Genomic DNA, 12,128 nt, shown 5'->3' with positions numbered 1-12,128 from the left:
TCTTCTTATTATTAGGAACAAGGATTGTTTTTACCAAATCAATAGGCTCTTCGCCTCTTCGTTTGCCACAATCCCCAAGTATTGAATAAACCTGATAAATATACTTATTACATGTATAAACCTTAGTTTTTTTTACTATGTAAAACAGGGTGTTTTGGAAAAACTGCTCAAACACATTACAAGGAAATGTTATGAAATACACAACACTAGTTGCTGCAGCCTTATTAATAATAGGTGGCTCATATTTAAGTGCGAAGGCCACTTTATTTGACTCAAGCGATAATATAACGGTTGAAACTTACAGCGATATATTTTTCAAACTAGAATCCTCTCCCATCAATATTGATGAGATTATTACTGGTGCGAGTCAGTTTGCCAATAGCTTATGTGATGAAAGTATTTATCAAGAAGTCATTGGAGAGTCAGTAAACTCATGCAAGCAAAAATTCAAACAATCACAAGCGCAGTGTGCTGACTTTATTACAAAAAATAGTGAGGTTATGTACACTGATAAAGTGGCTATAACGCTGGTATCTGAAAAATTTATAAATTGCATGACTAATAGTTAGGTTTCCTTTATTTAAGATTAGTAATAAAAATCTCCCTGAGCTGGCAGGCATTAATAAAACCTAGCATATTCCACGGCGTGGTCTATGCTGAATTTTATTAGTTGTTAACGCCCAGTTTGCTTTAGGGAGTACAATGCAAGAAAATTTACTCAATTCAGTCATCAAAATAACTAAAAATAGAGATGTAGATTCTCTTGAATACAGTTTGATATCGACCATCCAAGAGTTTATTGGCTGTAAAGAAGTCTCAGTTTACAAAGATGTAGAAGTTCAGGGCCAGCTTACTATTGAGCAAAGTCTTTGTTTAAAAATTACTGGTGAAAAACAATTTGAGTGGCAACAACGACAAATTGTTACACACCCTGAGGATGAACTTCTATCTTGCTTACGTTCTGCTTGCATTATCACTGTGCAATCAACAGATGGCATTGAGCGCCGTTGGTTACCTATTACCCGCCAAGAAAAAACAGTTGCCGCAATTTCAGTGGTTTCAAACAGCCTAGATAGTCCATCTCAAGTGATGTTGAATGCTTTTTGTCGTATTTTTGAAAACTATTTAGTCATTCTTCATGAAAATGAAAGAGATAAATTAACAGGTCTATTAAATAGACAAACCTTTGAGAAAAAAATAAAGCAACTGATTGAAAAACAAGTATTGAAAGTACACAGTTTATCCCGGGGTGAGGGTAAAAGGCTGCAAAAATACGCATCTACATCTTGGTTGGCTATTTTAGACATTGATCACTTTAAAAATATAAACGACAAGTATGGTCATATCTGTGGCGATGAAGTGCTACTGATATTAGCGCAAAATATGCGTCATTTTTTTCGTTCAACCGATTTGATTTTTCGCTTTGGTGGAGAAGAATTTGTGATTGTTTTTGAGCCTACCGAGGCAGACTCTATAAGTAATAAAATGGCAGAATTTTTACAGCTCGTCAGAAATACATCGTTTCCTTTTATTGGAAATATGACGGTCAGTGCTGGTTTAGCACGTATTAGCCCTTATGATTTTCCAATCACTGTAATAGAGAACGCTGATAAAGCACTATATTACGCTAAAAATAATGGCCGAGATAAATTTTGTATCTACGAAGATTTAATTGCTGAACAGCTAATCAAAGTACAAGAAAATGATTCAGAAATAGATTTATTTTAACTTACTTAGCTTGAGTATGACTTCGTTTGACTTTAACTTTAGTAACTTGGTCGAGCTTTAAAAAATAAACATTACCGCCAATGCCTTTAAATTCCTCATCGGTAAAGGCAATTGTATTGTTATCATAAAACGTGATCGCTTCTTTTTGGGTCACAATGCCGAGATCAATTTTAGACACATCGCCAGAGAAAAATTTATCCCCTTTGAAATCTTCAAACAGCCAAATACTGGTTGAATCTAGTAGTGCAAGTTTTTTTCTATTTGGACTGAGCGCCGCTGAGGTGATCCAGCATAACTTTTCCATAGTGGTGCAGGTTCTAAATGAGTCTATTAGCTGGGCGTCAAAATTTGCTGCATGGTCGCCTACCTTGTAAACATTGGTAATACCATCAAAGGGCTCTGTGCGATTTTTAGTAAATAAATATAAATGCCGACCAAAAGCCACAAAAGCTTCTAAGTCGTAGTTACGTTGCTCTGGCTTTATTGGGCTGCCGTCTAATTCCGGGTAGGTAAACTTAATTATCTCGGCTTCGGTGGTATTTGTTTTGATATCAATGGGGTTTTCTATTTTATAAATGGTTAGCCATTTACGTTCATTTTTATTATTGCCAAAGTCCCCTAAGAAAAAATGACCAAATTTATTTTGCGTCATGTCCTCCCAGTCAATATTTTTTGCATTGCTCACCAAAATTTCTTTAGCGATAGAACCATCATCATTGAGTCTATAAAGCTTAGGTTCGTCACCGCTGTCATTAATAGCCCATAGACGTTTATATTTATCAAATTCTATACCTGAAATTTCTTTTAACTTTGGATCTACAGAGACAAGCTTTTTACTATATAGTGTATAAATTGAACTACCCACAACAGCGATGATGGTTAGAAAAACAATAACAGAGGTAATAAAAATGCTTTTTTTAATCATAGTCTTTAAATATTCATCGCATTGGCTAGGTGGATAATTATTATCGCTGATGATGCCGCTAAGCTAAAGGTTTTTAACCATAATGCGGTAATAAAAATGATTATGAGTGTATTGTTTTAAAAGTTATTTAATTGAGTGTAGTTGGTTTAAAAATTGCTCGGTAAAGGAGCTTACCTAAAAACCTGTTTAAATGGTTAAAAACTGCACCAACCTAGTGCGATAAAATAAATAACGCACTGTAATAATGCGTAAATAAAGTTTTGTTTAACTTTAAGCTTGTTTTTATGTGAATGAATGGATTCCACATCGCCTATTTAAGCTGTTTGGCCTGTGGCAAAGATTAATAACCCTTATGGTTTAGTTGGAGCCTATTATGTTGAATAAACGCTTTTTTAAGACAAAAAACGAAGCAGAAGTTACGTTTGAATTTTCTCATCCTGATGCTGAAGATGTCTGTTTGCTTGGGGAGTTTAATGATTGGCAGCCAGTGCCAATGAAATTAAATAAAAAATTGGGTGTGTTTAAATGTAAACAGCGTTTGCCTGTTGATAAAGAGTTTCACTTCCGTTACTTGATTAATGGTAAGCAGTGGGACAACGACCATCAGGCTGATGGCTATCAGGCCAATAATTTTGGTTCAGAAAATAGTATAGTAAATACTCAACGCATTAATTAAGGTTGGTGAATGGACGCACTATCGCAATCATTTTATTTGCATGGAATAGGCTATGAGTACACTAAATATTCTGGTGAACACGTTATTTTTAGTGAACAAACGCGCAAGTTAGCCTTGCAGTGCTGTGGCGTTGACACCAGTGATGCAACACAAATAGCTCAGTTAAATTATCAATTAGATGCGGCCACTTGGTTAACGCTTGCACCGGCTGTTAGCTTAGTAAAACAGCCTAGCAATGTGCTTAAAGTACGTATTAAAGAAGCCGACGCGCACCATAAAATTACGCTTAATATACCTGCATTAAATATAAAACTACAATTTGAGCAAATAGCTGACTATGCGCCATTAGGCGAGTATTTTTTTAAGGACTGCCGTTATATTGAAATAGCGTTACCACTTACCCATTTACCTACGGGTTATTATGATGCTTTGCTGAGTATGGGAGCGCAATCGGCAACTACACAAATTTGGTCTATCCCTAAACAAGTTTATCAAATTGCCGATAGTAAACGCCTTGGCTTATCAATTCAGTTATATACATTAAAAAACCAAGCCGGAATGGGAATTGGTGATTTTAATGATTTACTTGAATTAACCACGTTATGTGCAAAACAAAAAATGGATTATATTTTACTTAATCCTCTGCACTTATTATTTGCAGATAACCCAGAGTGCGCCAGTCCCTATAACCCCAGTAACCGCGCGTTACTCAATCCATTGTATATAGCAATTAACTTATCGCCCGATAGTATTAACAACCCCACTTTAGATGATTACTTATCCTCTTGTTGTTTAACGTCGCATAGCGAGCAAGATATAACCTTTATTAATTATAAAACGGTTACTGAGCAGAAATATAATGCCTTTAAACTGCTTTATGCGCACTTTCAACAGCAGGGCAATCAAGCAAGGCAAGATGAATTTACTGCATTTTGTAAACAGCACCGTGATGTACTTGCTATGCTAGAAACTACGCAGCCGACATTCGACCATTACCTGCAATGGCAGGCACACAGCCAACTCGCACGATGCCAACAACATTGTATCGACCAAGGAATGGCGATTGGTTTGATTAACGACTTAGCAGTTGGCTGTGCCAAAGAGGGCAGTGAATTTAAAAACCAGCAAGCGTTGTTTAGCCAAAATGCGACTGTGGGAGCTCCACCAGATCCTTGGGCTGAAAGTGGCCAAAATTGGGGTTTGCCAGCAATAAATCCTCAGCGCCTTGCTGACAATAACTATTACTTTTACCGCTCACTTATACGCGCCAATATGAATGCTGTGGGTGGATTACGTATTGATCATGTGATGGCAATTAGACGTTTATGGTGGTGCTTTAACAATAATAACAGCCAAGATGGTTGCTATGTTTACTATCCATTCGAGCACTTGTTAGCTATTTTGAAAATTGAATCACACCTTAATCAGGCTGTCGTGATAGGCGAAGATTTAGGTGTTGTGCCACCTGAAGTAAAAGAAGCGCTGGTGAGCAGTGGAATTTTTTCAAACAGTTTATTTTATTTCGAAAAACAACAAAATGATGAATTTGTTAATCGTGATGATCTTAGCGAACAATGCCTGCTGATGATTGCCAATCATGACGTACCGCCATTTGTTGGCTGGTGGCAGCATAGTGATTTGAATCTCAAACAACAGTATCAATTGATTGATGCCGTTGAACATCAGCAGCTCGTGCAGCAACGGCAACAAGAACAACAGCGGCTACTTGGTTTTATTAATACACACGACACACATTCTGATATGTCATTAAACACTGATGCTTTTGCGATTTATAGCGCGCTGGCTTTGTGTTTAGCAAAGTCACCATCGCGATTATTTGCCCTACAGATTGATGACTTAGACAAACAATGCTACCCAGTTAACATTCCGGGTACAGATAAAGAGTATCCCAATTGGAGACGGGTGTTAACACATACGTGCGAGGATATTTTTACTGATAATGCATCACTTTTGACTGCAATACATTCAATGAGGAATGGGTAAATGGGCAGTATAAAAAATATGAAATCAGCGCCTTTGGCTGATTATGACGCACAAGTTACTGCGCTCGCAGCAGGACGCTTTAAAGACCCGTTTAGCTTTTTAGGAGCGCATAGTACACAAAGCGGCATAGAAATTCGAGTGTATTTGCCAGCAGCACTGCAGGTTGAATTGTTAATTGGTGATCAAACAATTACTGCATTGCGCTATAAACAAAGTGATTTATTTATAGCTGAGCTATCAAGTATGCCAAGCAGTATTTACCAATGCCAAGTTAGTTATGAAAGCAATAATATTACCTTTTACGATGAATACAGCTTCAGTAGTACGCTTGATGAGCAAGCGATGTACCTGTTTAACGAAGGGAGTCTTGAGCATGCCTATGCGCACTTAGGCGCGCAATTTATGACTCAACAGGGCGTAGACGGTGTTCGTTTTTGTGTATGGGCACCAAACGCTGCCAGTGTTTCAGTGATTGGCGAATTTAACTTTTGGCAGGCCAATCGTCACTTCATGCGGTTTCATCCTGCCAGTGGAGTATGGGAGTTATTTATCCCGGGGCTGTGCGCCGAGATGTGTTACAAATTTGCTATCACCACACTCAGTGGTGAAGTTTTAGATAAAGCCGATCCATTTGCCTTTAAAATGCAGCAAGCGCCAGGTACAGCAAGCATTTTACAATACAAACCCACCTCTATTACGCTTAGTGAACAAGCGATCAAAAATAGGCAAAAGCGTAATCATATTGATGCCGCTATTAGTATTTATGAAGTGCACTTAGGTTCTTGGCAACGCGCTGAACATAATCGTTATTTAAACTACGGCGAGCTGGCAGATAAGCTTGTAAGTTACGTGACTGATATGGGGTTTACTCACTTACAACTTATGCCTATTAGTGAATACCCGTTTGATGGCTCATGGGGGTATCAGCCGGTAGGCTTGTTTGCACCAACAAGTCGTTTTGGTGATTACAACAGCTTTAAATACTTAGTTGAGCAATGCCATAAAGCCAATATCGGTATTTTACTCGATTGGGTGCCGGGGCACTTTCCAAGCGATCCTCATGGGTTACATTGTTTTGATGGCACCCATTTATATGAACATGCTGATATGCGTCAAGGGTTTCACCCTGATTGGAATACCTATATTTATAATTACGATCGCCCTGAAGTTAAAAGCTTTTTAATATCGAATGCGATGTATTGGCTTAGTCAATTTGGTATTGATGGACTGCGAGTGGATGCAGTGGCATCTATGTTGTATCTTGATTACAGCCGAAAAGAAGGGCAATGGGTAGCTAATTGTTACGGCGGCAGAGAAAACTTAGGGGCAATTGAGTGCCTTAAACAAGTAAACATGCGCAGTTATAAGAATAATCCCGGTATTATGATGGTGGCTGAGGAGTCAACGGCGTGGCCCGGAGTAACGCAAAGCGTTGAGCATAATGGTTTGGGCTTTGGTTACAAATGGAATATGGGCTGGATGAATGACAGTTTGCATTACATGCAGCAAGACTCACTATTTAGGAAATACCATCATCATAAAATGACATTTTCTATGGTGTATGCTTTTAGTGAAAATTACATTTTACCACTGAGTCATGATGAAGTCGTTCACGGCAAAGGTTCACTACTAAACAAAATGCCTGGTGACGATTGGCAACAGTTTGCTAATTTACGGGCATATTATGCGTTTATGTGGGCGCATCCAGGAAAAAAACTTCTGTTTATGGGCGCCGAAATAGCACAGCGAAAAGAGTGGGATCATGATCATTCAATAGATTGGCACTTGCTTGAGCATCAAAGTCACCAAGGTATTCAAGATACGGTTAAACGCCTTAATCATGTGTACCAAGCCCATCCAGCACTTTATGAGCTTGATAGCTGTGCTACTGGTTTTTCATGGATAGATAATGATAACAGTCAGCAAAGTATATTTAGCTTTATTCGTTATGCTAAAAGTGCTGACGATTTTATGGTTATTGTCGCTAATTTTACCCCTACTGCTTATCAACATTTTATTTTAGGCGTGCCTGCTAAAGGCAGTTATAAGGTGAAATTAAATACTGATGAGTCATGTTTTTTTGGCTCCGGTATTAATGTCACTGATGAGCCAAGCCAACTAATACATTCAATTAATCAACCAAATCATGGCTTTGATCACAGTATTACATTGCACATGGGTGGCTTAACCACGGTCTACTTACAAAAGGTGAATGATGAGTAATTGCTTTGAGGTTACCCATGGTGCACCTTTGCCTCTAGGCTCGACTGTACAAAGCAACGGTGTCAACTTTGCCTTATACGCCCCTAATGCAAGCCAAGCATTTGTTTGTTTATTTGATAAAAGTGGCCATACAGAAATATTAAAAATAGCTATGAATATTAACGAAGGCGGAGTGTGGAGTATTCACGTTGCACCACTGAGCGCTGGCGCATTATATGGCTTTAGGGTTGATGGTGAGTATAACCATGAAAAAGGTATGTTATTTAATGAACATAAATTACTGATTGACCCGTATGCAAAAGACTTGTTTAACGAGTTTACTTGGAGCGAGCGCCATTACGGGCAAATGCCGATAGGCACTAAAAGCGTGGTTAATAATGCAATAGATATCCCTAAATCTAAAGTGACTACATCTGTTTCATATATCAATAAAAAGCCTGATCACAGCTGGGCTAATACGGTTATTTATGAATGCCATGTAAAGGGCGCTACCTGTCGTCATCCAGGTATTCCAAAAGCACAGCAAGGTACGTTTTTAGGCTTAAGCCATCCGTGTTTTATTGAGCATCTAAAAAGTTTAGGGGTGACAGCTATTGAGCTTTTGCCTGTACATGCGTTTATAAGTGAACAGTTTTTAATTACTAAAGGGCTACAAAATTACTGGGGCTACAATAGCATCAATTTTTTTACCCCCCATAAAGACTATTTGGTTAATGACGATATAAACGAATTTAAACAGATGGTCAGCGAATTACATCGCGCCAATATTGAAGTTATTTTAGATGTTGTATACAACCATACTGCCGAGGGGGGCAGTGATGGACCGATATTGTCTTTACGTGGCTTCGATAACCTTACTTATTATCGCACTATTACTGGGCAACCTAATGTATACATAAATGATACCGGCTGTGGTAACACCTTAAATATTGACCATCCAAAAACTTTGCAACTGGTTCTTGATAGCTTGCGGTATTGGGTGGAAGTTATGGGAGTGGATGGTTTTCGATTTGACTTAGCAACCATTTTAGGGCGTTCAAGTACCGGCTTTAGTGCTTCTCACACGTTTTTACAGGCCGTTGCACAAGATCCTATATTAAATAAAGTAAAACTGATCAGTGAGCCGTGGGATATAGGCCCTGGTGGGTATCAGTTAGGTGCTTTTCCTGCTCCTTGGCGTGAGTGGAACGATCAATACCGTGATGTGATTAAACGTTTTTGGCAAAGCGAAAAAGGCATTATTAGTGATGTTGCCAAGCGTTTACATGGCTCCTTTGATATTTTTGAACACAGTAATCGTGGCCCGCTTAATAGTATTAATTTTATTACCAGTCATGATGGTTTTACCCTTGCCGATTTAGTCAGTTATGAGCACAAACATAACCAAGCAAATGGTGAAAACAATCAAGATGGCCACAGCGCTAATTATTCGTTTAATTGCGGAGTTGAGGGATTTAGTAGCGATCCTGAAATAATGGGCTTGCGCCTACAACAACAAAAAAACTTTTTACTTACCTTACTGCTCTCTAAAGGGGTGCCAATGATAGCCTCAGGCAGTGAAATGGCCCACTCCCAAGGCGGTAATAATAACGCTTATTGCCAGAATAATCGTACCAGCTGGCTTGCATGGAAAGACTCACAGCTAAACCATTGCTTAATTCAGTTTATAGATGATGCGTTAAAAATTAGGCGCGGTCACAGCGCGTTCAAACACAGTGTATTTTTAGATGATATAGATGAACGTTTCACCGTTAAGTGGTTTACCGAGCAAGGTAAAGAAATGGATGAAACACATTGGCATGAAGATACGCGACAATTTTTAATGTATAGCTTGCTTGATAAGCAAAATAAGCATGGGTTATTAATTATTTTAAACGCCAGTAAACAGCCTGTGCTCTGCCAATTACCACAATCTCCCATTATCAGGCCTTGGACGTTAGTGTTATCAAGCGTAAATAACGCATCATCTGTTGTTGAAGAAGATGCAACCGTGAATATTTCAGCACAAAGTAGTTGGGTTTTTAGTGCCAATTTAGAAGGCGATGATTATGACTAAGCAAGACAAGCAAGTGTGTGTGGTAAAAAGCTGGCAAGAAGGCCCGTTGATTGATGAAAGTACCTTAAGTGATGATTTAACTCGCCACTTTTATTACACCTTAGGGCGTGATGTGGTGGGAGAGTCGCAGTTGTATTTGTATCATGCATTGGCGCTGACGATAAGAGATAGACTCGTTGCGCGTTGCAGAGACACTAATAAGCAAATTAAACAACATAAACGCCGTAAAACAGCATATTTATCGCTAGAATTTTTAATGGGTAGAGCACTGGGTAATGCGGTACTCAACCTTGATTTAGAAGCGCAGGTAAGTACAGCACTGCAAGCTTACTGTACTGAGTTGGAAAATGTAGAACAAGCAGAGCATGATGCCGGCTTAGGTAATGGTGGCTTAGGGCGTCTAGCTGCATGTTTTTTAGATAGTTGCGCGAGTTTAGCGCTGCCTGTAGTGGGGTATGGAATTCGCTATGAATACGGCATGTTTAATCAATCAATAAAAGAAGGTAACCAGGTTGAGCAACCGGATAACTGGCTTCGCGAAGGGCATCCTTGGGAATTGAGTGCACCAGAGCAAGCTAAACGGGTTAAGTTCTCGGGTTATGTACAAAGTTATACCGATAAATTTGGCCGTGAACATCGCCAGTGGGTGAGCTCCCAAGATGTGTTAGCGGTTCCTTATGATGTCCCCATTCCGGGCTATAAAAATAATATTGTTAATACCCTCAGGCTTTGGAAGTCTGAAGCGACCGATGAATTTAATTTAGCCGAATTTAATGCCGGTAGCTATTCAGAAGCGGTAGCACAAAAGAATCTTGCAGAGCAAATAACCATGGTGTTGTACCCTAACGACAGCAGTGAAAATGGTAAAGAATTGCGATTACGCCAGCAATACTTTTTATCATCGGCAAGCATTCAAGATGTACTCAGCCAGTGGATTGAACAATATGGGGATGATTTTACTGACTTTGCTCAGCATCATGTTTTTCAGCTTAACGACACTCATCCTAGTATTGCCGTGGCAGAGCTGATGCGAATTTTAGTTGACGACCATGAACTCGACTGGGATCAGGCATGGAACATCACAACCAAAACCATGGCTTATACAAATCACACTTTATTGCCGGAGGCATTAGAAAAATGGTCAGTGGCATTATTTGCTAAATTATTACCACGTATTTTAGAAATTATTTTTGAAATTAATGCCCGTTTCTTAGCAGAGGTTGCAAGGCATTGGCCGGGTGATGTGCAAAAGCAACGAGACTTATCATTAATTGAAGAGGGCGAAGAGCCGCAAATTCGCATGGCTTTTTTAGCCATTGTTGGTAGTTATTCAGTCAATGGCGTAGCCGCACTGCATACCCAGTTATTAACTGCGGGTTTGTTTAAAGATTTTTACTCATTATGGCCTGAAAAGTTTAATAACAAAACCAATGGGGTGACACCAAGGCGTTGGCTTGCTTATTGTAATCCGGGTCTGAGCCATATTATTAGCGAGAAAATAGGAAAAGACTGGGTAGGCGACTTTGCAAAAATTAGCCAATTACGTCGTTTTTATGATGATCCTCAATTGCACGTAACATGGCAGCAGGCAAAACGGCAAAACAAGCAGCGTTTAGTCGATTTAGTAAAGCAAAAGTGTGGCGTTGAGTTTGACGTAAATATGCTATTTGATGTGCAGGTAAAGCGTATTCATGAATATAAGCGCCAGTTACTCAATGTGCTACATGTTATTCATTTATACGACCGCATTCGTCGTGGCGATACACAAGGCATGGTACCTCGGTGTGTATTACTCGGAGGTAAAGCCGCACCTGGTTATATGATGGCGAAGAAAATTATTAAACTGATTAATAATGTTGCTGAGGTGATCAACAAAGACCCTGAAGTATCGATGTTTTTAAGAGTTGCCTTTTTACCAAATTACAATGTGACCGCCATGGAAACTATATGTCCTGCAACAGATTTGTCGGAGCAAGTTTCTACAGCAGGTAAAGAAGCATCCGGTACCGGCAACATGAAGTTTATGATGAATGGTGCGCTCACAATAGGCACGTTAGATGGCGCGAATATTGAAATCCGCGATGCAGTAGGAGCTGAAAACTTCTTCTTATTTGGCGCACAAGCCGAGCATATTGACGAAATTAAAGCGCATTATAATCCCAGTGAAATTATTGCGAATAATCCAGATCTAAATAACGTGATGCATCTCCTCGAAAGTGGTCATTTTAATCTATTTGAACCAGGCTTATTTGATGATGTGATTAACTGCATTAAAAGCAAAGACGATGCGTGGCTAACTGCACATGACTTTGCCAGTTACATTTCAGCGCAGCGTGAAGTGGATAAAGCGTACGCTGATCAAACCTACTGGACTCAAATGAGTATTTTAAATACCGCGGCCAGTGGCTTATTTTCTAGTGACAGAACGATTGGTCAATATTGTGATGACATATGGCATTTAACCCCACTAGATACTACACACCAAATAGTTAAAACGAACACTGACAGCTGACACT

Annotated in this window: 8 protein-coding genes; 7 read left to right on the top strand and 1 reads right to left on the bottom strand. The window is 39.2% G+C overall.

All coding sequences use genetic code 11. The features are described from left to right. Positions 1–191 precede the first annotated feature (191 nt). Together FLM54_RS17845 and FLM54_RS17840 are read left to right on the top strand one after the other, a co-directional pair. Entirely contained in the window at positions 192–569 is a 378-nt protein-coding gene (locus FLM54_RS17845) for a hypothetical protein (protein ID WP_178957174.1), read from the top strand. A gap of 133 nt (positions 570–702) precedes the next feature. Beyond that, positions 703–1,728, top strand: coding sequence for a GGDEF domain-containing protein (locus FLM54_RS17840; RefSeq protein WP_178957173.1), 1,026 nt, complete (start codon positions 703–705; stop codon positions 1,726–1,728). Position 1,729: 1 nt separating this feature from the next. Here FLM54_RS17840 and FLM54_RS17835 read toward each other — a convergent pair whose 3' ends face one another. Further along, positions 1,730–2,653, bottom strand: a complete 924-nt coding sequence (locus tag FLM54_RS17835; protein WP_178957172.1) for a hypothetical protein — start codon at positions 2,651–2,653, stop codon at positions 1,730–1,732. Between the two features lie 373 nt (positions 2,654–3,026). Between FLM54_RS17835 and FLM54_RS17830 the strand changes: the two genes are divergently transcribed. From FLM54_RS17830 to FLM54_RS17810, 5 genes are read left to right on the top strand one after another with little or no spacing between them, the layout of a single operon-like run. Continuing rightward, entirely contained in the window at positions 3,027–3,329 is a 303-nt protein-coding gene (locus tag FLM54_RS17830) for an isoamylase early set domain-containing protein (protein WP_178957171.1), read from the top strand. 9 nt (positions 3,330–3,338) lie between these two features. Then, positions 3,339–5,333: a 4-alpha-glucanotransferase gene (gene malQ, locus FLM54_RS17825; RefSeq protein WP_178957170.1), complete on the top strand. Its 1,995-nt coding sequence runs from the start codon at positions 3,339–3,341 to the stop codon at positions 5,331–5,333. Beyond that, positions 5,334–7,556: a 1,4-alpha-glucan branching protein GlgB gene (glgB, locus tag FLM54_RS17820; RefSeq protein WP_178957169.1), complete on the top strand. Its 2,223-nt coding sequence runs from the start codon at positions 5,334–5,336 to the stop codon at positions 7,554–7,556. Continuing rightward, entirely contained in the window at positions 7,549–9,612 is a 2,064-nt protein-coding gene (gene glgX, locus FLM54_RS17815; RefSeq protein WP_178957168.1) for a glycogen debranching protein GlgX, read from the top strand. The genes glgB and glgX overlap by 8 nt, the downstream gene beginning before the upstream one ends. After that, positions 9,605–12,124, top strand: a complete 2,520-nt coding sequence (locus tag FLM54_RS17810) for a glycogen/starch/alpha-glucan phosphorylase (RefSeq protein ID WP_178957167.1) — start codon at positions 9,605–9,607, stop codon at positions 12,122–12,124. The genes glgX and FLM54_RS17810 overlap by 8 nt, the downstream gene beginning before the upstream one ends. Positions 12,125–12,128: the final 4 nt, after the last annotated feature.

Origin of the sequence: Pseudoalteromonas sp. Scap25 (genome assembly GCF_013394125.1) — a bacterium.
Classification (GTDB): Bacteria; Pseudomonadota; Gammaproteobacteria; order Enterobacterales; family Alteromonadaceae; genus Pseudoalteromonas.
Note: the sequence above shows the minus strand (reverse complement) of the source record. Positions and strands in the feature narration are given on the sequence as shown.

What these genes read in the sequence shown, in the direction of transcription:
- FLM54_RS17845 (WP_178957174.1), top strand. Translation starts at nt 192, where the DNA reads ATGAAATACACAACACTAGTTGCTGCAGCCTTATTAATAATAGGTGGC.
- FLM54_RS17840 (WP_178957173.1), top strand. Translation starts at nt 703, where the DNA reads ATGCAAGAAAATTTACTCAATTCAGTCATCAAAATAACTAAAAATAGA.
- FLM54_RS17835 (WP_178957172.1), bottom strand. Translation starts at nt 2,653, where the DNA reads ATGATTAAAAAAAGCATTTTTATTACCTCTGTTATTGTTTTTCTAACC.
- FLM54_RS17830 (WP_178957171.1), top strand. Translation starts at nt 3,027, where the DNA reads ATGTTGAATAAACGCTTTTTTAAGACAAAAAACGAAGCAGAAGTTACG.
- malQ (WP_178957170.1), top strand. Translation starts at nt 3,339, where the DNA reads ATGGACGCACTATCGCAATCATTTTATTTGCATGGAATAGGCTATGAG.
- glgB (WP_178957169.1), top strand. Translation starts at nt 5,334, where the DNA reads ATGGGCAGTATAAAAAATATGAAATCAGCGCCTTTGGCTGATTATGAC.
- glgX (WP_178957168.1), top strand. Translation starts at nt 7,549, where the DNA reads ATGAGTAATTGCTTTGAGGTTACCCATGGTGCACCTTTGCCTCTAGGC.
- FLM54_RS17810 (WP_178957167.1), top strand. Translation starts at nt 9,605, where the DNA reads ATGACTAAGCAAGACAAGCAAGTGTGTGTGGTAAAAAGCTGGCAAGAA.